Below are 23,025 nucleotides of genomic sequence, written 5' to 3'. Positions count from 1 at the left end.
CATCGTAAATAGAAATTATTTTTCCGTTATACGTAGGAGAAAGAGGCCGTAGGCCCTCCTTCCTAACGGCTAGGTTGGCAATAACGGGTTTTACCAATTTCACTACTATTATATTCCGCGTGTCGGCTATGGGTTGAGAGATAGAACCGATGGGCCCCAAAATCCGACTTTGGCCCTGTGAGCCCGTAGGGCGAATCAGACCCGGCCGGTGGAGGATTTTTGGGCCCATCGGTTCTTTTCCTCTTCTACCATTTCCTACCGCGGTATATAATAGTAGTGTATTGTATAAAAACGAAAGGAGGGCCTATGGCTCAATATTTCACAGACCGCCTTCAACGGGTCTTCCACTTAATTTTTATGTCTTATGATCCGCAGTCCGCTCAAGAGGGTCTGCGCATGTTAGAGTCAATTGTTAATAATCAATCGAATGTAACAAAGCCAATTCAGCATGAGTTACGCAACACGGCTACATCGCAAGGTAGTACGGGCGAATCGGATGCTGAGGAAGTTTACAATAAAGCTTTGTCTCCTGAGGAACGTGAATTAGGCGATGCGTATGCCCTATTGGCACGCGTGTACGCTGGTCCGCGATTTACGTGGGCCGAGTCGGGTTTTCCAGAGGATAATATGCGTACCTATCAATGTTTGCATGATAGTATCCGCCACAATAGTCCGATTGGCACATTACAAGCACTGCGCATTGCTGGGTCGATTACGCCTACGGTGAGGCGCGATATGCAGTTGACCTTTGATGATGCATTCCGCATCATCTATGATTACGCAAAGCAAGACGATGCATACTGTCAATATATTATAGGCAATGTATTTTTCTGGGGCGATTACCACGTTATTAACCAAGCTAAACAATTATTAGGTCCGGAAAAGGCTAGCTTTAGTCAACGATTACAACAAGCGACGCGCAGCAAAAGTTTACGCGAAGGTATCGCTACCTTGCGCGGCATGGTAGACGAAGAAACGCTACAAGCAAAATCCCGCGAGCATGCGAAACACTGGTTTAACAAAGCCCTCGATCAAGGGCTCGCCATGTTCCAGGGGAACTTGCGCAATATTTATATCGACGAAGGCGATTATGACAATGCACGCCGTGTGGCACGTAGGGCCGCTGAATTAGGCAACCCAACCATGATGCTTTATACGGGCCTCGACCATCACGAAAAGGGCGAATTTACAGAGGCTTTCACATGGTTTACAAAGGGTGCTGACCTAGGCCAACCAGAATGTATCGCAGAACTTGCGGACTATTACTATCATTTTTACGAGCAACCTGCGTTGCGTGCAGCCATTCCGTACGATCCAATCAAGGCGACTGAACTATATCAACGAGCGGCCACAAAGGACTTTAATGATGCCGGTTATGCCGCGTTGCAGGCTGCATTTAACTATATCTTTCACATTGGCGGCCTCCCTCTCGACTGGGGGCTCATCGCCGATTTGACGCATATGGCGGCGACGAAGGATAGATTTCTGTTCTCCTTGCCGTATATCAGTTACATGCGCATTCACGGCATCGGTGTGACCAAGAACATTCGATTTGCCGTTCAGTCCTTGACTCGCGTGTTAGAGGAGGAGAAACGGGCGCTTCAAGAGGAGGACCGCGTTCTCTTCTATGATATTACCCGCGCACTTACACGCGTTGCCTTGGGCTATGCCTATGAAAAAGGATATGTGACGGGAACACCGGACCTCGACAGTGCGGTTCATTATTATAAAAGCTCCCATCAATATATCGTGTCACACCTCGCCAATCGCAGCGAAGAAATTAAGGATATTCCTGTAGATGACGAAGCGGCAGAACGATTAGAAGCCTTCGAAAAGATAGACGGTCATTGGCATTATAAAGAGGGCATTACTGAATCCTCTACGACCGTGCGCCCGGCCCCTACCACGTGGCCTCACAACGCGGCTCGATTAGCTGTCAACATGAATGGCTTTCAGTGGGATACCACATTATATGACCTAGAAACTATCGACCATGCCCTATCTACACAAGATACGGTGATGCTTAGCTTTTACAATCATTTCCTAACCATTCCGGACAAATTGCGGAATATCTATAAGCTAGAGACAAAACGTATGCCGCGCAACACCTATCAGGTGCGGTTCTACGGCTACGACCCAGCTGAAGGGCATGAGATTATCTATAAATCGCTGCTCAATGCAGAGGACACCCACAATTTGTGGCATGATCTATATGAAAGCCACCGTTTACCGGAGCTTTCAGATGCATGGGCCATCGAAACAGACGAGGAAAAACCGACATGGCACTATGTGCTCGACGTCGATCAAGAGCCATTCTTACTCGAAGAATATGACGATGCCAACGCCATGATACAAGCATCCTTGGAGGGCCTCAAGAGCAATCGCTACGAGCAAATCAACGTTCGTACTCACGATTTCATTGGGCCATCCTATTTCATATTTAAAGGCAAGCGGTCTACCCCATTTAGAGTGCAACTATACCTCAAGGAATCGATGCGCCACATCGTTGACGAACATGGTAAGCAAAAGGACATCCCAGGTAATACATACCTATTTGAACAATACTTTGGCAACGAAGTATCCTTGAACTACTGGATACAACGAACCATTACGACCTTGGACATTCCTGAGCTAGATAACTGGAAACCGCTCAGCGTGCCTAAGGATTTGCAATAGCAAGAATACATACAAAAAGGAGCTAGTACACAGCGTACTAGCTCCTTTGTTATAACCTAAAACAGGCTACATATATTATAAATGATCATGAGGGTAATGAACTTGAAAATCCCCCTTTAGATTGAGGGCTTGCATATCTTGACGTTCAACCTTATCGAGCATTTTAGAACGAGCAGTAGTCATGCTATCATCACTATGCTTTCCACCAAAGAGAGCAAACTTAGATTTACCAAGCGTATACATAGTTTGTACATAAAACTCGCCAGAATGACCAAATGGTTTATCATAGCCTAGACCTACAGAAATATGAGGGGTCACATTCACATTAACACCTGTCTTAAGGCCATTATTAAAGATACTATTTACAGGAAATGCAATATTATATATATCATCACTAAACCATTCTATATCTCTAATCTCACCATTCATATGATTCCAATGATAACGGTCAATGTAGGCTCGAACATAACGGGCATTTTTGAAAGTTCGTGCGTATCCAATATCATATCCAGAGGCAATACGTTTTTCATGACTTTCACCAACATTAACGTCTGTATCCATCACATTATAAGGTGCAGGAATCATTTCGTCACGTGTAGTCAAACTATGAGATGATGTCGTATGTCCTAATGGTTTATAGAAATTAGCATAAAATTCATTCTCACCAGTTACATATTCTACACCCAAACTGGCACGCTTATAATGTTCTTTGAAAGTATAGTCATAAAAAGCATTAATACCTACGTAGCTATGCTCTCCTCTACTTAGTCGTCGATAGCCGAGTCCTACGCTACCAGTCGTGCCTATAGATTGTACTGATTGATTAAAGTCATATTCATATACAATTCCGCCCGCATTACGAGTAGCATGATTCGCATATCCATTGGCAATTTGACTTACACCGCCATGAGAACTAACTTTACCTTGCACAAACACTACGCTCTTAGAGTTGTTATCATAATGACCTATAGGTTGTAAGGTCTCTATGCTATATATTGGCTTGTGATTGGTTTGAAACTTCGCAGAGACATCAGTTCTATCAGCCCAACTTTGATGAATACCTGCATCCACTGGTGTAGCATTTTCTCTATCAGCACTATCCGCTAATGCAATAGTCCAACACGTCGTACAAGCTGCTACACAAAGTAGTAGTCGTATATTAAACTTTGTTTTACAATACATATAAAAATAATCCTTCACTTACATAATTATTGCTACAACACCCAATTACAATTTTCTAGGTAAATTTAATTAGTTAAAAATTATAAACCTACGTCGACAACGCCATGATCATAAGCTTCTTCTACAGTTTCTTGTACAACCATATCACTGCGATGTACCTTATCAAGCATCTTAGACCGAGCCGTTGTAATGGCACTTTCACTATGTTTACCACCACGCCAAGCAAACTTAGATGTACCAATTGTATATTTCAAGGTTGCATAAGGACCACTCAAATGATGAGATGCTGTTTTGTAACCTGCATCGAGAGTAAGATGTGGTGTAATATGAAATTCTGCACCCACTTTAAAACCTTTGATAGCATCGCGCTTATTTAGTTTTTCATAGCCTACTCTTACAGCCTCTCTACCACGCCAATTATAATAGTCCGCATAGACACGAGCCCAGCGAGCATTTTTGAAGGTCCGTGAGTACCCTACATCAAATCCACTGGCCGCAACCTTTTCTGATAACATCCAATGATTTTCGTAATCAACTATAGCATAATCATAGAGACTAGTATCAGGATCTCTACCGTATGGATACAATCCTGTAGGATCACCTAACACAATACTTCGCCCATGGAGCCCTATATATTTTCTATCATCAGTCCCCAAGTTTCGGTACAGATTAGCATGGATTTCATTAAGGCCTGCCACATATTCTACACCGCCACTAACGCGCTTATAACCACCTTTAAACACGTGGTCATAGAATGCATTAACACCTACATAAGCATGTTCACCTTTACTAAGGCGACGATAACCAATACCAATATTTGCATTCATACCTAAGGATTCTTCCTTATCTGTTTGCCTGTTATGTACCGTAAACGTCCCTGCAGGTCTGGCTGGAACCCAATAATCATTTAATTTATAAGATGAAATCTTTTCTCCACTACGACCAATGCGACCTTGTACAAAGACAACGCTTTTAGCGTTTTCATCATAATGGGTTATAGGTTGTAATGTCTCAATATACAATTTATTGATTTCAGTAGATTTTGAACTTTTCGAAGTTACAGTAATCGGCTGATTATCCAATGATGTAAAGTTATGGAATTGCTCGGTTTCCTTTTCTCTCGAGTCTTTCATACCAACGCCAACTACCACATCTGTACGGTCCATCCAGCTAGAACGAACAGCTTCATGTTTAGCTCCATTCACTTCTGTAGTAGAATCTGCTATACCTTGCCCATACCCATTTTGTACATCTGCTGCAAAACCTGTAGCACTAAACGCACATACTACAACACCTAAAGCCATTGCTTTTATCATTAATGTCTTGCTCATTAAAATTACTCTCCTATTATTACATGTCTTATTTAATATCTATAATCTAAACTACAGTGGTATTATAGATGATCAATAGGTGCTAAATAATCGTATTCAATATCATCAAAGGATTCTACAATCATGTCTTGACGACGTACCTTATTTAGCATTTTAGAACGAGCTGTAGTAATCGTATCATCACTATGCTTGCCACCCCAGAAGGCAAATTTAGATGTACCTAATGTATATTTCACAGTACCATACATGCCTTTCGACATATTGTTTGCATGGTTATACCCAATATCTAAGGATATATGTGGCGTTAACTGTAATTCAGCACCGATTTTAATTCCCTTATAGTGATTTGCATTTCGCACAGAAAACCATGGAACAGACCAATGGCCTGGACGACCCCAATTATAATATTGTTTATGGCCAAACCCCTGCCCCTTCCAGCGATATCCATTCACATAAGCACGAGCCCAACGAGCATTCTTGAAGGATCTAGCGAAACCGATTTCATAGCCGCCTAGTGCTCTACCGCCTTTATAGGTATAATAATTCTCTGATGGAATAACACCGTATGGACTATCAGGTAAACTAAACCCTTCTGGATAACCATTAGGATACAAGCGTTTAGGATATGGATTACCACCACCACCTTTTACAAGCTCCTTATTACCAAGCCCCCTGTACACATTAGCATATACTTCGTTGAGTCCATTTACATACTCTACTCCACCGCTGATACGATTGTAATTGTCTGTAAAAGCTCGATCTACGAATGCATTGACACCTACATAAGCATGTTCATTTCGACTAAGGCGTCGATAGCCAATACCAACAGTACCGATAATCCCTAATGTTTCTGATGATTTTTCATCCGTATTGATTTTAGTGTAACTAGATTGCCCATGCCGATTGATTACTGTTTCAGGGAGAAGATAGCCCCGCAGCTCTTTTGAAGCTATTTTCTCACCGCCACGTCCAATGCGCCCCTGTACAAATAGAACACTTCTACTGTTCTCATCATAATGAGAAATAGGCTGCAATGTTTCTATATAAGCTTTCGTTAGATTACCGTAATCAGATTTCTTATTATAAATGGTATTCAAATCATCCGTTAAAAAGTGCCCTTTATCTAATTTGGACTGACCTCCGGTCTGTACACCTACAGCAATATCCGTGCGGTCTAACCAATTGGAACGAACAGCTTCATGTTTAGCCCCATTCACTTCTGTAGTAGAATCTGCAATACCTTGTCCATGTCCATTTTGTACGTCTGCTGCAAAACCTGTAGCACTAAATACACATGCTACAGCACCTAACACCATGGCTCTAAATACTAACTTACTTTTCAAGTCTTACTTTCTCCTCTCTAACCTTTACAAAATATCCCAAGGTACTACAGCCCAATACTCTTCATACGACTTGCCTATAGTCATAGGACTACGGTCTACCTTGTCTAACATTCTAGCACGAGCATTCGTAATAGTATCATCACTATGTTTACCACCATACCAAGCAAACTTAGATGTACCCAATGTGTATTTAACAAAACCATAGGCACCACTAGAATGATTATTATCTGATGTATACCCTAAATCTAGTGAGACATGTGGTGTCACTTGTAATGTAGTACCCACTTGCCAACCAGAACTATTATTAAGATCCGAAATCGGAGAGGTCCCTCCACTATAGGATGAAATACCGAGCCCCTTCCAGTGATAAGCCCCTATGTGCACCCGAGCCCAGCGAGCATTCTTAAAGGTACGAGCATAACTTACATCATAACCAGATAATACTTTTTGAGACTTATATACCGTGTAATTAGCAGTTCCTCCATTCAAAGGAATTGGAAGATGCGATTCAGGCACTCCCACCATATAAGATTGAGATTTTATATTTCCCAAACCTCTATATACATTAACACGAACTTCGTTAAGTCCGGCCACATATTCTAAGCCTCCACTAACTCGATTAGCATTCTCAGAGAAGGCGCGATCTGCAAATACATTAACACCTACATAAGCATGTTCATGGTTACTGAGCTGACGATACCCTAAACCAATATTACCCACAGTACCTAAAGATTTTGCCTCATCATGTCGTTCTGGTTTAGTCTTTGTCTCCACAGTACCTGTAGCCGAGTCGTATGGATACCAAATGCCACCACTACCATCAAAATAATTAACCTTATGCTCTTGCCCACCTTTACCGACACCGCCTTGTACAAACAATACGGACTTGGAGTTTTCATCATAGTGAGTTAAGGGTTGCAATGTTTCTACAGATACTTGCTTACCCAGTTTCGATTGTGTGCCTAACTTAATATCCGTACGGTCCATCCAGTTAGATTTCACTGCATCATGCTTTCCTATATTACTCATTTGTTCTTCATTAGAGGAAGATTGTATATGTTGATTCTCTACATCTACCGCAATGCCCGTAGCACTAATAGAACAAGCTATGGTTCCAAGAACCATAGCTTTCATAATTACATTTAATTTCATATCTAATACTCTCCCTCTTACATTAATTCACAAATACTTATTTTCATGCTTATTTCATTTTCATTATATGCATATATTTAGATGTAGTCAACGAAAGCTCATATATTTAAATAAATAATAAATATCCTTTTAATTCAATTTATGCGTGTATTCTTATTTAATTATGCAGACAAATATACATAAAGAAAAAACCCTCAAAGCTGAGTATATATACTCAAGCTTTGAGGGTTTATGAGGGTTTTGGGAACTTTATTATTTAAATAAAGGCAATAATGCGTTTACCAAACCAGTAAGAGCAGTCATAACAGCTTTAATGATTGTTACTACCATTGCATATTCCTCCTTCTCATACACTCATTTACTAAACTAACTATAAATATCATAAACGAGTATTTTAACTATAATATGAAACGAGTAGATTTTTACACATAAAGCTTTCATGAGGAAAATCGGACGATAACAATTATCATCATATGTTTGAGGAGAATGGTAGCATACAATGAATTCATAAATCTAAAAAGTTTTTAAGTGAACTACCAAAATATCCCCTTTAGAAGGCGACTTTTGGCTGCTCTCCTCCGAAAGGGCTCTAATAGCGACACAGTTTTAATGCCAATAAAAATATCCCCTTCGAGAAGCGACTATCTCTCCCCCTAGTGCCATAATCCCACAAATCGAATGAAATACAGAAAAATAGCCCCTTTAGAAGGCGACTTTTGGCCCTGTTCCAAAGGAACAGACCCGGCCGATGGAGCCTTCTGAAGAGGCTATTTTGACAACTGTATTTAAATCGATTGTGGAATTATAGTGCTTTCACTACTTCTGCACAACGGTGGCAAAGTGTAGGGTGTTCGCTATCTTGGCCTACTGTATCGCGGTGGATCCAGCAGCGTTCACATTTTTCAAGTTCAGATGGAGCAACTACTGTTGCAACGCCTGTTTCTTCGTCTTTTACAGCGTCTGCTGGTGCAGCGCCATTGACGATGTGAGCTTCAGATACGATAACGAGTTTAGCTAAGCCTTCTTCACCAAGAGCGTTCAATGCGTCGAATGCAGCACCTTCAGCGTATACTGTAACGGATGCATCCAATGGGTGACCGATTGTTTTGTTTTGACGAGCAAGTTCCAATGCCTTTTGTACGGATGTACGCAAGTCTAACAATTGGTTCCATTTATCAGCCAATTCTTGGTTGAAGTGTTCAGGATGACCTTGTGGCCAATCTTGAAGCATAACGGATTCAGGCATGCCATCTTCTTTAGGCATGTATTTCCAAACTTCTTCTGCTGTAAATGAAAGTACAGGAGATACCATAGCTACCAATGTTTTCAAGATTTCGTACATTGCTGTTTGAGCAGAACGACGTGCTACGTTATTTTTGCTTTCAGCATACATAGTATCTTTCATTACATCAAGGTAGATGGAGCTCAAGTCTACTGTGCAGAAGTTATGAATTGCATGGTACAACATGTGGAATTCATAGTTTTCGTACGCTTCAGTAACCTTTTGACGTACTTCTTCTAAGCGCAACAAAGCCCATTTATCGAATTCGGACATATCTGCGTAAGCCACTTTGTCAGTGTTTGGATTGAAGTCATCCAAGTTGCCTAATAAGAAGCGGAATGTGTTGCGGATCTTACGGTATACTTCAGATAATTGTTTTACGATGTCTTTGGACAAACGTACGTCTGCTTGGTAATCCGCGGAGGATACCCACAAACGCATAACGTCAGCGCCGTATACGTCGATGATGTCGCTAGGAGCCACTGTATTACCTACAGATTTAGACATTTTGCGACCTTCGCCGTCCACAACGAAGCCATGAGTCAATACGGAGTTGTATGGTGCTTTACCAGTTGTTGCTACTGCAGTTAACAAGGAAGAGTTGAACCAACCACGATGTTGGTCAGAACCTTCAAGGTACATAGCACATGGTACATCTAAGCCGTTAACTTCAAGTACGCCAGCCCAGGAGGAGCCAGAGTCGAACCATACGTCCATGATGTCTGTTTCTTTTTTGAACTCATCATGACCGCAATGAGGACATTTGAAGCCTTCTGGTAACAATTCTTTTGCACTGTGAGCCCACCAAGCATCAGAGCCTTCTACAGCTACTTTTTCTTGTAATGCTTTGATAGTATCATCGTTGATGATATGCTCGCCGCAGCTTTCACAATAGTAAATAGGAATTGGCACGCCCCAAATACGTTGACGGGAAATTACCCAGTCACCACGGTCGCGAACCATGTTGAAGATGCGGTCGTGGCCCCATTTAGGAATCCATTGTACTTGGTTATCAATAGCATCAAGCGCTTGTTGACGGTACCCATCTACAGAAGAGAACCATTGTTCTGTAGCACGGTAGATTACCGGGTTTTTACAACGCCAGCAGTGAGCGTATTGGTGACGCAAGCTAGATTTGTGAAGTAATGCATTGTTGTGCGCCAAGATTTTAATAACAGGCACTTCTGCATCGTGAATTTCTACACCAGCCAATGGGAATTCAGTATCACCATAACGGTTGTCGTCCACTTGTTTAGTGTAGTTACCAGTTTCATTTACAAGGGATACGATAGGAAGTTCAGTTTTGCCTTCCTTGTTATAACGCATAACGATGTTAAAGTCGTCTTCACCGTGTGCAGGAGCTGTATGTACGCAACCAGTACCTGCTTCAAGTGTTACATGGTCGCCACACAATACAGTAGCATTACGTTCAACGAATGGATGTTTAAATTCAGCCAATTCTAAGTCTGCGCCAGAGAAGCGATTTACGATTTCATAGTCTTCGATACCGATATCTTTCATAGCCGCATCAACGAGTTCAGTAGCCATCAAGTAGTATTCGTCGCCTACTTTTACCCAGCCATATTCTAGGTCAGGGTTAACGGAAATAGCTACGTTCGCAGGCATTGTCCAAGGAGTAGTTGTCCAGATAACAGAGTATGCTTGTTTTGGATCTACGCCAGCTGGCAATGTTACCTTTTTCTCGGATACGTAAGGGAATTTTACGTAGATAGAGAAGGATTTTTTCTCAGCGTATTCGATTTCTGCTTCTGCCAATGCAGTTTCGCAGTGAGTACACCAGTATACAGTTTTAAGACCTTTGTAGATATGGCCGCGTTTTGCCATTTCGCCAAAGATACCAAGTTGTTTTACTTCGAATTCAGGGCGTAATGTCAAATAAGGGCGATCCCATTCACCTAATACACCAAAGCGAATGAAGTCTTGTTTTTGAGTTTCTACGCATTCCAATGCATATTCCTTACATTTGTTGCGCAAGTCCAATGGCGCCATTTCATGACGGTTAAGACCAGTGTTTTTAATAACCGCATGCTCGATTGGCAAACCATGTGTATCCCAACCAGGGATGTAACGTGTATAGTGACCAGTCATAGTCTTGTATTTCATGATGATGTCCTTCAACGTTTTGTTGAGGGCATGACCGATATGCAATTTACCGTTCGCATATGGAGGGCCATCATGCAAAATGAAAGGTTTTGCGTCTTTACGCAATTCCAAACGTTTTTGATAAATTTTGTTGTCTTCCCAGAACTTTAAGATTTCTGGTTCGCGCTTAGGCAAATTGCCGCGCATTGGGAATTCTGTTTCAGGCAAATGTAACGTCTTACCGTAATCCATGATGTGCTCCTTTTACATAAAAAAATCGCCCGCCCCCGAAGGGACGGACGTAATATCCGTGGTACCACCCTACTGACTCTCGTTACTGGTGAAAGCTAGCGCCCTCGCATATTCTGCGATTATTACACCATGCTAAGCATAATTGTAACACATAAGGCGAGCTTATCACGTAAACTGTGAAAGCCACTTAAACATATAACGGTGTTCACCGGCAGGGTTTCTGCTTGCTCCAAAGTGATCCGCAAATCTCTAGATTTCCAAACCTTTCAGCCCATGAGTTTGGTCTCTACTAAATCCGTCTGAGACGTGCCGTCTTTTTCAACGCAATATTCATATAATAGATAATTATAGGGCTCATAAGGGCATATTGTCAAATATATTCTACCCAAAATGTTATATCGTGTTTAACATATAACATTTCACATTATAATTCTTGTGGCACATACGGCTTCTGCACAGAATCTAATAATGAAAAATTCATTGGACTACGTACCATTTCATTATATTGCTCAACAACGGCCTCTTCCGTTTCACTAGAAGGATTAACCATAAAATCCTCAATCGCTTTATCAAGATGTCTCTTTTGCTCTAACCGATTCTGAGCCTCGGCGGCAGTAATCTTTGCCCCAATTCCATCAGCTGCTTCTTTCTGCGCTTTCACCCATTGGAAATCACTATCGGATTTATGCTCCACAATATGATCTACTATACCGCTATAAATAAGCATCATTTCCGTCATATTAGCGCCATTCGTCTGCCCATTATTGCGCATCAACTTAACAAGACGTTCTCCCTCCTGCTTGTGATAAGTTTTAACAATGGTATCTAATGCATTATATTTTGGTCCAAATGCTTCGATTAATGATGAAAGCTTCTCCAACTGCGTATGAGCAAATGCATAATTATCTGATTCATAGCGTTTTTCTTTATAATACGTATCTAGCTCTTTCACGGCTACCACAACGTCGTGCAATACCGGTAATAAAGCATCTGTAGCTGCTTCCAAGTCACTATGTGTGTGCCCCGCTTCTCGCGCAGCAATGAGTTCTTGCTCAAGACGTTCATAATCCCGCACCTTAAACTCAGCTAGAGGTACATTTTGTTGTGCTTGTTGCACCGTTTCCATATGTTGATGACTATATTTTACACTAGTGAAATTAAACTCATTTGTAGCGGCCAAATAAAATCTAAAAACGCGCCAGACCTCCTTCTCACTATCGCTTTGCGTAGCTTTTACCTGACTGTTTGTCTTTAAATTATCCATATTAAACTCACAGCCACTTACAAAGCCTACACTCGTCACGATGCACACAACTAAACCTAGGCGTCGCCACCAATTCTGACCACTCATCTATCTCTCCTAAATGCTCTACATTCCCATAAATTAATATTACAGATATTGTATAAAATTAATACATCCAATTCAAGATGAGGAAATAGCTGTACATACAGAGAAATGAAACTACTTCGGAACGGTATGATAAAACTGCAAAAATAGCGCAATAATTGTAGATATGTATCAATTAATCATAATAGCTATATTCTCCTTGTTTTTACAAACATTAGTTCTATAATATAGATATAAGAAAACCCCATACAAAGTATGGGGTCAACTGAGACAACCGAGAGACGAACATTCCGTCCTATCTAGGTCTCTAAACGTTATCTTATATGTTAAGTATAACAAGTGCCCTAACTCATGTCAATTAAAGGAGAGAGAAAATGAGACAGACACATCGCACACTAACTAATGTTCCTATCTTAACATTACCAAATGATTTTACATTTAAAGCAAAGGGAGTTATTGATTTTGATAATGTACTTAGTATATTTGATTGGTCTGCCAAGTCAAAACATATAATTATAGATGCAAGATTTTGCCAAAGTATTGAGTACCAAACACTGACATTACTCATACTCTATATATGGCAATTAAAGCAAAAAAAGATGCATATAAATTTACAATATTCTAAGCATTCTTTATTTGGGAAAATGTGGCAAAGAATGAATGGAACCTCATGCTTTAAAATCCTTAATAACACACAAGACAATTTTCACTACGTCTACAACAAGCCCATATTCGCCATCAAATACAAAGATCATAATATTACGAAAATGCTAAATACAATTCGCGATTATGCAATGGATCTGCCTACAGATTTAATCAGAGGATATGAGGATGCTGTTCGTTATATCATATCCGAACTAACATATAATGCATTAGAACACGGTTTTAATCCTCAAATTCCATCATTATTACAATTCAACTGGTATCGAGATAAAAACCAACTATCATTTATTCTTGCTGATCTTGGTGTAGGTATAAAAACACATTTAGAGCAAACCTATGCTCCTTTCACAAGCAATACAGATGCCATCGCCATGGCCCTAGAGCCTGAAATCTCTGGTACATTTGGCGTCAACGTAGGTCCTTACAAGCAACAAAACAATGCAGGCATGGGCCTTTACTTATCTAGTAATCTTGGCAAAACATTAGAAGCAGATATGTACATTGTATCGGGCGATGGTGTCGCACATATTTCCCCATTAGATGTAACATACACGACACTAAGCAACGCTTGGCCAGGCACGTTTATATACATGACCATTGGCTTCGATAGATTAAAAACATATGACCTACACAAACACCTAGAGGAATTCAGAAAACATGCTACCGAAACTGTAGCTAAACGAAATAATATAGTCCGCGCTCCAGAATTATACCTAGATATGTACAACTATTGTGGTGAACGATGTGAAGTCAAATTAGAAGCCATTAATCTTAGAGAACGAAAAATCATTCCGGCCATAAAAAAAGGAGAAACCGTAATACTCGATTTCTCTCATGCTATAACAGCTACACATAGCTTCTTAACCGCTTTATTAGCAGATCCAATTAAAATTCTAGGCCTCAAATCATATAAACAAATCAAGATTATAGGGGCTAATGAAACCATTCGGACAGTTATAGATTTTGTGTTTGATACATATACAAATTAAGGGGGTGACCAATGGTCACCCCCTATTTCGTTCTAGCTTAGGTTACTATCATTTATTCAATTATAGATTTTGGTATAGCCTTGTAGATATACAAGGAAATATATCCATCAACCATACTATGCACAATAGTGCCGCCCCCAACGAGGACGAATACGACGTACATCAAGTCGATATTTGGCAATGTAGTAGTTGTATAGAATAGTAAGCATGCAACAACTTCACCAATAGCATGAATGATAGCGCACACAAAGTTAAAAGTCACAAAAGAAAGAGCATTTGATAATACTTCCATGTGATTTTTAAGATACCAAGCACCAAGCAACGCAAAAAAGATATGTGATGCTGCACGCATAACAATAACAAGAGGAAATCCTGCTACAAAGAATCCTAACGTGGATCCAATAACTACACAAGCCGCCGATTTACGTGATAAAAACATAGCCAAAAAGATTGGCACATGACTGGCTAGTGTATAAGACGCCGGTGGTATGACAACTTTCAACGGCATTACGATAGGGATCATAATTGCTAAAGCCATTAATAACGCAGTAATAGTGAGATTTCTGTAAGTAGTTGATTTCATGGTAAATACCTCATTCTAAAACTATACTAAATACAAACTAAAAAATACCTCACCAAATGCGATGCAATGTCGTAAGCGTTCTTTTACCGCACATGATATAGGATCATGCATCTAACTATATGATAGAAATCAGAGAACTAGTCAAGATGCACGACCTTACATGATTACAAACGTTCAATAACAGCTTGTGCCATTTCTGTCGTACCCACACGTTTTAAACCTTCGCGATAGATATCGCCTGTGCGATAACCATCAACGAGAACTTGTTCAACAGCCTTTTCAATAGCGTCAGCCACTTGAGGTAAATCAAGGGAATGACGGCACATCATAGCGGCGGACAAGATTGTGCCCAATGGGTTTGCCAAGTTTTGGCCCATGATATCTGGTGCAGAACCGTGGATTGGTTCGTACAATGCTGTGCCTGTACCCATGGATGCAGATGGTAAAAGTCCGATAGAACCAGAGATAACAGCACCTTCGTCAGATAAGATATCACCGAACAAATTAGTTGTAACGATAACGTCGAATTGTGCAGGATTTACAACGAGTTGCATCGCTGTATTATCTACATAGAAGTAATCTGTTGTGATATCTGGATTAGCAGCCGCTTTCTCTTGGGCAATTTTACGCCACAAACGAGAAGAAGCCAATACATTTGCTTTATCTACGGATACAACCTTTTTATTACGTTTGCGAGCTGTTTCCATAGCAATGTCCATAATGCGCTCTACTTCGTAACGGCTGTATGTTTCTTTATCCCAAGCAAACTCGTTAGCACCTTCACCTTGTGCCTCTTCGCGTTCACCAAAGTAAATACCGCCAGTCAATTCACGAACGATAACGAAATCTACATCTTGTACAAGTTCCTTTTTAAGTGGAGAATACTCTTGCAAGGATGGATAGATTTTTACAGGACGCAAGTTGCAGAATAAACCAAGCTCCTTACGAAGACCAAGAATTGCCTTTTCAGGACGAATAGAAGGATCTACATTATCCCATTTAGGACCACCTACAGCACCAAGCAATACAGCATCAGCCTTTTTACAAGCCTCAATAGTATCCTCAGTCAAAGGCACGCCGTATGCATCAATAGACGCACCGCCTGCTTTTTTATCAATCCAATTAACCTTTACACCGGCTTTCTCAAAAGCCACATCGCACACAGCCTTCGCTGCTGCGATAATCTCAGTACCAATACCATCACCAGGGATCAATACGATATTTTTTTCGCTCATCTGTATATTCCTCTCCGACGATGAAGCCCCGTTGCAAGCCTCCATTGCCTTAACGGGCCGAGGCCATAGGCCTCGCCCTAGCAAAAGTCGTTTGCGACGGGGCTTCATCGTCTACATGTATCCATATGTACATCATTGCGAAAAAATCGCAATGATAAGCTACGTAGAGCCGAGGTGCATGCTCTGACGCGACTTTAGTAGGTCGAGCCCCTTGGGCGAAGACCGTTAAGCTAGCTGGAGCGTCAGAGCATCACCGAGGCTCGGCCACGTACGTACTACTTGCGATGTTTCGCAAAGTTTACAAGACCTCCTGCTGCCGCAATGTCTTGAATGAATTGTGGCAATTCAGTGCCTTGGTATTGTTCGTTTTTAGTCAAGTTGTACACGATGCCTTTAGACAAGTCTACGCCGATAGCATCGCCTGCATCAATACGGTCTACTTGTTCGCCGATTTCAATCACTGGTAAACCGATGTTGATGGCATTACGGAAGAAGATACGTGCAAAGGAGTGTGCTACGATAACAGGAACACCTTTTGCTTTGATAACGCCTGGTGCGTGTTCACGAGAGGAACCACAACCAAAGTTTTTGCCAGCTACCATGATTTCGCCAGCTTTCACATTAGGAGCAAAAGTTGTATCAATGTCCTCCATCGCATGTTCTGCCAATTCGTTCCAATCAGCAATTGCCAAGTAACGAGCTGGAATGATTACGTCTGTATCTACATCGTCGCCGTAGCGCCAGATTTTTTTACTTTCAAAATCCATATTAAACCTCCTCAGGGCCTGCAATGCGGCCTAATACAGCACTTGCTGCCGCCACATAAGGGCTTGCCAAATATACTTCAGAATCAACGTGACCCATACGACCACGGAAGTTACGATTTGTAGTGGAAACGGTTCTTTCACCAGCGGCCATGATACCCATGTAACCGCCAAGGCAAGGACCACAAGTTGGCGTGGACACCGCACAGTCGGCTTGGATAAAGATGTCCAACAAGCCATCTTTCATAGCTTGATCATATACATCTTGAGAACCAGGAATTACGATACAACGAACGAATGGAGCTACCTTGCGACCTTTGAAGATTTCAGCAGCTGCCACCAAGTCTTCGTAACGGCCATTTGTACAAGATCCGATGATAACTTGGTCGATTTTGATATCCTTGTCGATTTCGTTGATGTAATGCGTATTGGATGGCAAATGAGGGAATGCCACAACTGGTTGCAATTTAGCTAAGTCGATTGTCACAGTTTGGGCATACACAGCATCAGGGTCAGCATTGATAGGTTCTACAGGGCGATTTACGCGACCTTTAATATATTCTTCAGTAATTTCATCATATGGGAATACGCCACATTTACCGCCTGCTTCGATAGCCATGTTACAGATTGTGAGACGGTCAGCCATAGTCATATGTTTCACGCCTTCGCCAGCGAATTCAAGGGCCATGTAACGAGCGCCGTCTACACCGATTTTACCGATTAAATCAAGGATTACGTCCTTACCAGTTACCCATTTATTAGGTTTGCCAACAAGCTCAACCTTGATGGTTTCTGGTACTTTGAACCAAGTTTTACCTTCTGCCATCGCAACGCCCGCATCAGTGGAGCCAACGCCTGTAGAGAATGCATTTACTGCACCATATGTACAAGTGTGGGAGTCAGCACCGATCATCATTTCGCCAGGACCGATCAGACCTTTTTCTGGCAAAATAACGTGCTCGATACCCATGCGACCTACTTCAAAGTAGTTGGTAATGCCATGTTCACGTACGAAATCGCGCATGACTTTCGCTTGTGTAGCAGATTGAATATCTTTATTTGGTGTGAAATGGTCAGGCACCAAGTAGATTTTATGACGGTCAAATACTGGTTTTTCAATCTTTTTAAATTCACGAAGCGCTGGTGGGAATGTGATGTCGTTCATCAACACAGCGTCCAAATTACACTCGATGATTTGGCCTGGTTTTACCACATCAAGACCTGCGTGGCGAGCCATATTCTTTTCAGTAATGGTCATACCCATAATATTATTCTTCCTCCTGTTGTTCTAGCTCCATAGCTAGGAAAATAGAATTAACTGCATTAATATATGCGTTCACACTTGATTTAACGATATCGGTGCTAATACCACGACCGTGGAAAATGCGACCATTATATTCAACCTTAAGGGTTGCTTCCCCAAGGGCATCCTTACCAGCTGTGATAGCGCGGATTTGATAATCTTTCAAACTGATTGGCATACCAACCACGCGTTCAACCGCTTTAAGGGATGCGTCAACTGGGCCATCACCAACCGCAGCATCTGCTCTTTCACCATCCGGCGTATTAAGACGAACGTCAGCGTATGCATAGCCCTTTTCGCCCAATTGATAATGTTGAGAAACAAGCTCGAATGCTTTTTTGTGATCCATGTGTTCCACAACAAGGGCGATGATATCATCGTCGTATACTTGTTTTTTCTTATCTGCCAAATCTTTAAATTTAGCAAATAGGTCGTTGATTTTTTCTTCTGTGAAAGTTTGATGGAATCCCAAGTTTTTCAAATGGTCTTCGAAGGCATGACGGCCGGAATGTTTGCCAAGAACGATGTTTGTCTTTTCAGCACCTACGGACTCAGGCGTCATGATTTCATAAGTTTCAGGGTTGCTAAGCATGCCATGTTGATGGATACCGGATTCATGAGCGAATGCGTTAGAACCAACGATTGCTTTATTTGGAGGTACTGCCACACCTGTTAAGCGGCTCACCAATTTAGACAATTTTGTGAATTGTTTTGTATCGATGTTTACTTGTAAATCATGGAAATAGTCATGACGTGTTTTAAGAGACATCACAACCTCTTCGATGCCTACGTTACCAGCGCGTTCACCAAGACCGTTTATCGTACATTCTACTTGACGAGCACCGGCTTCGATAGCTGCCAAGGAGTTAGCATTTGCAAGGCCAAGGTCATCATGGCAGTGAACGGAAATGATAGCATTTTCAATACCAGGTGTATGTTCTTTGATGTAACGAATCTTAGAAGCAAACTCTTGTGGCATCATGTAACCAACTGTATCTGGTACGTTGATGATTGTCGCACCGCCAGCAATAGCTGTGCCATATACTTGGCAAGCAAAATCTAAGTCTGCACGAGATGCATCTTCGCCAGAGAATTCGATTTCATCAACTTTTCCTTTAGCCAATTCTAGAATAGCTTTAACCTTATCTAGTACTTGCTCACGAGTCATTTTCAATTTATATTGCATATGGATTTCGGAAATAGCGATAAACACATGTAAACGGCTGCGCTCTGCATCCTTCAATGCATCAATAGCCTTGATAACGTCCTTCTCATTACAACGTGCCAATGCACAGATTGTTGTGCCCTTTACCTCACGCGCAATAGTTTGAACCGCATCAAAATCCCCAGGAGACGCGGCAGGAAAACCTGCTTCAATAACATCAATACCTAACCGTACAAGACCTTTTGCAATCTCAATTTTTTCCGGTGTGCGAAGTGCAACGCCCGGTGTTTGTTCCCCATCACGAAGGGTTGTATCAAAGAAATATACGCGATTTTGATCCATAATTTCCACCTTTTTCCTATCATTAATTAACAACTCATTGTATCTATTTATTGTGAAAGTTTAATAAACAAGACACAGTATTAAAGTGCGTGCTCGTAAGCAACTTTAGTAGGTCAAGGCCCTAGGCCGAAGACCCTTATCGTCCTGAATACATACTTTCCCATCTAACATTTATAAAAGTTTAATCAAACAAAACGTAGAATTAAAGTGCGTGCTCGCAAGCGACTTTAGTAGGTCGAGGCCCTAGGCCGAAGACCGTTAAGCTAGCTGGAGCGTCAGAGCACCACTTTAATTCGGTCACGTAGTATGGTTGACTAAACTTTTATAAAAAAAAGCCCCTCAGAACAACTGTCGTTGCTCAAAGGGGCGTTATATTCATAACACGGTACCACCCTAATTGGGACTCGTTGCGGGTATAACGGAACCACCGTCGATGACTACTGCTGCATTCGCCACCAAAGCTCACGGGAGAGTGTCAGCGTACAACCTCTATTGCCTCGCACCAACCGGCAACTCTCTGAAAGCAGGATCTGTAAACCTTTATACCCATTCATAGCTTGTTTTTAAGATATAAAGATATTGTACTTTATTCTATAGAGTAATGTCAATTAGGATATGATGAAGATTTACTGAGTCAATATAGGACAATAAAAATAGCAGGGTGCCCACCCTGCTATTTTTTCGTTCATATGAGACTATGTCACATATTGACATCCCTTGTCATATATAGAATAACACTTCACTATAGTATAGTCAATGTGCCCTCTACGCAATCAATCTTAAAAGCTTATCCACTCTAAATTCTCAAAATTATTTAGAATTCGTTTATCCATTTTTACCACTTGATTAGATAGCTCTATTTGACCACTAATAAAGAAAATATCTGTATACCATTCTTTTAAACTAGCATATACTTCACTCTCTAAATCAATAATAATGGTTTCAATAGGATCCCAGGTTTTACATCTTACAGACTCCACCATAACCATGCTATCGCCTATGAAAGTAATATCTCTACCATATATCCAAAACGGTAATACGTTTCCCTTTATAGAAATGGAATATATAGCATCTCCATGAGGCGGTTCCGTTTCATATTGTGCTTTTATTTTGTACTTTTCCATTATCTCATTGCTAGCATTTTCTATATATGGCAATGTTGAAATCTTATAATTATCTGAGTTCATATAAGCTCCGTTATTTTTAATATCAACAACAACAAAGAGGACTGTATATCGCTATTTGTGTAAAGAGTAATTTGCTATACTATAAGTGTTGCTAACCCTAATCTGGCAACAGAAAGGGGGTGTAGTTATTGCACAACAACTATCAATTTTGGCTAGCCGTCATGGTAAATGTACTCGCCTACTACATTTGCAAGTGGTTAGACGCTTTCCTAGCCCTTTTCTTTAGCAACTAGCCCAACGCTCTAACATTAGCGTAATAATGTAAAAAATCCCTCGGAGTTGCAGCTCCGGGGGATTTTGTAGTTAATTGCACAACTATCAATTGCCTATCTATAATATACTACACTCAAAGTGTTTTTTCAATAATCTACGCTCTTAATCATTTCTTTGGCCCGTTCAATAGAAATAGGCTCATTAAATAAGAACACATGGTTCTGCCCCGCATGTTCCCAAGATGCTAAGTAAACGGCTTCATCTACCATTCGATAGGTTATCGTCATCCCATTTATAACATCGGTTTTCTGAGGTAAGTAATCCTTATAATCGCCTGCAATATTACCTGATACTGTAGATACTCGGTATTTGATATACTGCGGCATATCATCAACTCTGTCAAAATATTTCCCTTTTAAAAGCTCATGATAGGAATATACCACTTGTAGTACGTCATGATCCACAATACCTACGTGTACAACACGTAGCCCCTCTACTCTACTTGGCAACTGCGGATTAAAGTTCAAATGTTGCTTAGCCTCATATACAGTATCAAATACCTCTATCGCCTGCCCCTTACGAGTACTTCTATAATCCTCATCAGTCATACTGCAACTACCAAGTCCATCAGGGCATGGAAACTCATTTCGGTAACCATAAGGCTGATCATAAATAGAATTACCATTAAGACGGAATCTCATCAAGTCATCTGCGGACACAACATTGATGGAACCTATAAAAGCTAGCGTAGCTAACGCACATACAACCTTTTTCATTATACATTCCCCTGTAAACAAACTACATATAGCAAGTTAATTATATCACCTAAAAAGCTAATATTCTTATATTCATAAGTATTTTTCGTCCAAGAAAAGATATGTATTATGCTTGCAATTCGCAGTTATAAGATTGCAATTATATAGCATTTGCATTACAATAGAAGTAACAGGAGGTGATACTATGGCTAAAACAGCCTCTATCAGTTTGCGTATCGAGCCAGCTGTAAAAGCACAATTAGAAGCACTATATGCTAGCTTTGGCATATCCGTAACTGATGCGATTAATATTTTTCTCCACACATCACTAATGGAAGGCGGATTTCCATTTCAACCTAAACAACCTCGTTATAATGCAGAAACAGAAGCTGCTATTCAAGAAACGAAAGATATATTAGCAGGAAAAGTAAAAGCAAAATCATATGCTAATGTAAAGGAAATGATTGAGGATTTAGGATTGGAGTAATCGCTTATGTTGAGATTAGTGCTTAGCAGTAAGTTCAAAAAGGACCTAAAGCGCTCAGATTTATTCTAACGAAGCTAAAGAGGAATGTGAAATCATTCCTCTTTTTTATGCTCCAAAAATTAAACCAGCTATCATCATAAATCTATCACATTTGATAGTATCTATCGCAAATCATTCTACTATTCAAAATAACTGTAGATGTTATAATGAAATTATCAAAAGGAACAAGTGCTCATATGATACTAAATGCACTATTCCAAAACTATTATTAGTAGTTAGATGGAGGAAATAATCATGACACATACACAATTAACACAACTCGTACAAGCGTTATTAGATGCACCACAAAGCAATGCAACGGTAAAAGAATTTGCTCAATCTTGGTTTGATGCAGAGGGTACAGAAAAACAAGCAGAGCTTACAAAACAGCTCGTATCCGTAGCAGAACAAAACATTGCCCTTATCGACGAAACAATCGCCTTTGCAGGTTCCGAACGCGCTGTACAAGCCCTTGGAGAAGAAGGTGCTGCTAACCTATTACAACACGCTAAAGACATCAAAGCAGAAGGTGCAAAATTCTGTGACTGCCCTAGTTGCACTGCCGCAAAAAATATTATCGATTTGAAAGCGGAAATTGAATAAACCTATATGTTTCAAATCATAACCACCC

The 23,025-nt window shown here is 40.8% G+C and carries 17 protein-coding genes and 1 other annotated feature; of the genes, 4 read left to right on the top strand and 13 right to left on the bottom strand.

Going from position 1 to position 23,025, the window contains the following annotated elements; translation table 11 throughout:
• Positions 1-306 precede the first annotated feature (306 nt).
• Positions 307-2,676, top strand: a complete 2,370-nt coding sequence (locus RYP29_RS00950; RefSeq protein ID WP_311531616.1) for a sel1 repeat family protein — start codon at positions 307-309, stop codon at positions 2,674-2,676.
• Between the two features lie 75 nt (positions 2,677-2,751).
• On the opposite strand, the gene RYP29_RS00945 is transcribed toward RYP29_RS00950, so the two are convergent.
• From RYP29_RS00945 to RYP29_RS00920, 6 genes are all read right to left on the bottom strand, one after another.
• On the bottom strand, positions 2,752-3,858 hold the full coding sequence (locus tag RYP29_RS00945) for an inverse autotransporter beta domain-containing protein (protein WP_311531614.1): 1,107 nt from the start codon (positions 3,856-3,858) through the stop codon (positions 2,752-2,754).
• Positions 3,859-3,938: 80 nt separating this feature from the next.
• Entirely contained in the window at positions 3,939-5,189 is a 1,251-nt protein-coding gene (locus RYP29_RS00940; RefSeq protein ID WP_311531612.1) for an inverse autotransporter beta domain-containing protein, read from the bottom strand.
• Between the two features lie 62 nt (positions 5,190-5,251).
• Complete coding sequence (locus tag RYP29_RS00935) at positions 5,252-6,532, bottom strand: inverse autotransporter beta domain-containing protein (RefSeq protein ID WP_311531610.1); 1,281 nt, start codon at positions 6,530-6,532, stop codon at positions 5,252-5,254.
• A 24-nt stretch (positions 6,533-6,556) separates the two neighbouring features.
• A complete protein-coding gene (locus RYP29_RS00930) occupies positions 6,557-7,684 on the bottom strand; it encodes an inverse autotransporter beta domain-containing protein (protein WP_311531609.1) in 1,128 nt (375 codons plus the stop codon).
• Positions 7,685-8,486: 802 nt separating this feature from the next.
• A complete protein-coding gene (gene ileS, locus RYP29_RS00925; protein WP_311531607.1) occupies positions 8,487-11,321 on the bottom strand; it encodes an isoleucine--tRNA ligase in 2,835 nt (944 codons plus the stop codon).
• Between the two features lie 424 nt (positions 11,322-11,745).
• On the bottom strand, positions 11,746-12,672 hold the full coding sequence (locus tag RYP29_RS00920) for a hypothetical protein (RefSeq protein WP_311531605.1): 927 nt from the start codon (positions 12,670-12,672) through the stop codon (positions 11,746-11,748).
• Between the two features lie 653 nt (positions 12,673-13,325).
• Here RYP29_RS00920 and RYP29_RS00915 point away from each other — a divergent pair.
• Positions 13,326-14,321 (top strand): STAS-like domain-containing protein, encoded by a 996-nt coding sequence (locus RYP29_RS00915; RefSeq protein ID WP_311531603.1) that lies wholly within the window; start codon positions 13,326-13,328, stop codon positions 14,319-14,321.
• Between the two features lie 52 nt (positions 14,322-14,373).
• Here the strand turns inward: RYP29_RS00915 and RYP29_RS00910 are convergent, their stop codons facing one another.
• The 7 genes from RYP29_RS00910 to RYP29_RS00880 all read right to left on the bottom strand — a co-directional run bounded on the left by RYP29_RS00910 (position 14,374) and on the right by RYP29_RS00880 (position 21,889).
• Positions 14,374-14,904 carry a hypothetical protein gene (locus RYP29_RS00910; RefSeq protein ID WP_205095455.1) on the bottom strand — a complete coding sequence of 177 codons (531 nt, stop codon included), beginning with the start codon at positions 14,902-14,904 and terminating at the stop codon, positions 14,374-14,376.
• Between the two features lie 164 nt (positions 14,905-15,068).
• Entirely contained in the window at positions 15,069-16,139 is a 1,071-nt protein-coding gene (gene leuB / locus RYP29_RS00905) for a 3-isopropylmalate dehydrogenase (protein WP_156719348.1), read from the bottom strand.
• A gap of 275 nt (positions 16,140-16,414) precedes the next feature.
• Positions 16,415-16,906, bottom strand: coding sequence for a 3-isopropylmalate dehydratase small subunit (locus RYP29_RS00900; protein ID WP_009661705.1), 492 nt, complete (start codon positions 16,904-16,906; stop codon positions 16,415-16,417).
• A 1-nt stretch (position 16,907) separates the two neighbouring features.
• Entirely contained in the window at positions 16,908-18,167 is a 1,260-nt protein-coding gene (gene leuC / locus RYP29_RS00895) for a 3-isopropylmalate dehydratase large subunit (protein WP_311531599.1), read from the bottom strand.
• Between the two features lie 4 nt (positions 18,168-18,171).
• A complete protein-coding gene (locus tag RYP29_RS00890) occupies positions 18,172-19,713 on the bottom strand; it encodes a 2-isopropylmalate synthase (RefSeq protein ID WP_311531598.1) in 1,542 nt (513 codons plus the stop codon).
• Between the two features lie 359 nt (positions 19,714-20,072).
• Positions 20,073-20,276: a binding site (T-box leader), on the bottom strand.
• 216 nt (positions 20,277-20,492) lie between these two features.
• Positions 20,493-20,900: a hypothetical protein gene (locus RYP29_RS00885; RefSeq protein WP_311531596.1), complete on the bottom strand. Its 408-nt coding sequence runs from the start codon at positions 20,898-20,900 to the stop codon at positions 20,493-20,495.
• A 359-nt stretch (positions 20,901-21,259) separates the two neighbouring features.
• Entirely contained in the window at positions 21,260-21,889 is a 630-nt protein-coding gene (locus RYP29_RS00880; protein WP_311531595.1) for a hypothetical protein, read from the bottom strand.
• A 184-nt stretch (positions 21,890-22,073) separates the two neighbouring features.
• On the opposite strand from RYP29_RS00880, the gene RYP29_RS00875 reads away from it, so the two are divergent.
• Together RYP29_RS00875 and RYP29_RS00870 are read left to right on the top strand one after the other, a co-directional pair.
• Positions 22,074-22,355 (top strand): type II toxin-antitoxin system RelB/DinJ family antitoxin, encoded by a 282-nt coding sequence (locus RYP29_RS00875; protein WP_004697933.1) that lies wholly within the window; start codon positions 22,074-22,076, stop codon positions 22,353-22,355.
• Positions 22,356-22,649: 294 nt separating this feature from the next.
• Positions 22,650-22,997 carry a hypothetical protein gene (locus RYP29_RS00870; protein WP_311531592.1) on the top strand — a complete coding sequence of 116 codons (348 nt, stop codon included), beginning with the start codon at positions 22,650-22,652 and terminating at the stop codon, positions 22,995-22,997.
• Positions 22,998-23,025: the final 28 nt, after the last annotated feature.

The organism is uncultured Veillonella sp. (genome assembly GCF_963534045.1).
In the GTDB taxonomy this organism is placed as follows: Bacteria; Bacillota; Negativicutes; order Veillonellales; family Veillonellaceae; genus Veillonella.
The sequence above is the reverse complement of the archived record's forward strand: the minus strand, read 5'-3'. Positions and strand labels throughout refer to the sequence as shown.

Coding starts and splice junctions, on each gene's coding strand:
- RYP29_RS00950 (WP_311531616.1), top strand. CDS start 307: ATGGCTCAATATTTCACAGACCGCCTTCAACGGGTCTTCCACTTAATT.
- RYP29_RS00885 (WP_311531596.1), bottom strand. CDS start 20,900: ATGAACTCAGATAATTATAAGATTTCAACATTGCCATATATAGAAAAT.
- RYP29_RS00915 (WP_311531603.1), top strand. CDS start 13,326: ATGAATGGAACCTCATGCTTTAAAATCCTTAATAACACACAAGACAAT.
- RYP29_RS00870 (WP_311531592.1), top strand. CDS start 22,650: ATGACACATACACAATTAACACAACTCGTACAAGCGTTATTAGATGCA.
- RYP29_RS00890 (WP_311531598.1), bottom strand. CDS start 19,713: ATGGATCAAAATCGCGTATATTTCTTTGATACAACCCTTCGTGATGGG.
- leuC (WP_311531599.1), bottom strand. CDS start 18,167: ATGGGTATGACCATTACTGAAAAGAATATGGCTCGCCACGCAGGTCTT.
- RYP29_RS00930 (WP_311531609.1), bottom strand. CDS start 7,684: ATGAAATTAAATGTAATTATGAAAGCTATGGTTCTTGGAACCATAGCT.
- RYP29_RS00880 (WP_311531595.1), bottom strand. CDS start 21,889: ATGAAAAAGGTTGTATGTGCGTTAGCTACGCTAGCTTTTATAGGTTCC.
- RYP29_RS00920 (WP_311531605.1), bottom strand. CDS start 12,672: ATGAGTGGTCAGAATTGGTGGCGACGCCTAGGTTTAGTTGTGTGCATC.
- RYP29_RS00940 (WP_311531612.1), bottom strand. CDS start 5,189: ATGAGCAAGACATTAATGATAAAAGCAATGGCTTTAGGTGTTGTAGTA.
- ileS (WP_311531607.1), bottom strand. CDS start 11,321: ATGGATTACGGTAAGACGTTACATTTGCCTGAAACAGAATTCCCAATG.
- RYP29_RS00945 (WP_311531614.1), bottom strand. CDS start 3,858: ATGTATTGTAAAACAAAGTTTAATATACGACTACTACTTTGTGTAGCA.
- RYP29_RS00900 (WP_009661705.1), bottom strand. CDS start 16,906: ATGGATTTTGAAAGTAAAAAAATCTGGCGCTACGGCGACGATGTAGAT.
- RYP29_RS00910 (WP_205095455.1), bottom strand. CDS start 14,904: ATGAAATCAACTACTTACAGAAATCTCACTATTACTGCGTTATTAATG.
- leuB (WP_156719348.1), bottom strand. CDS start 16,139: ATGAGCGAAAAAAATATCGTATTGATCCCTGGTGATGGTATTGGTACT.
- RYP29_RS00875 (WP_004697933.1), top strand. CDS start 22,074: ATGGCTAAAACAGCCTCTATCAGTTTGCGTATCGAGCCAGCTGTAAAA.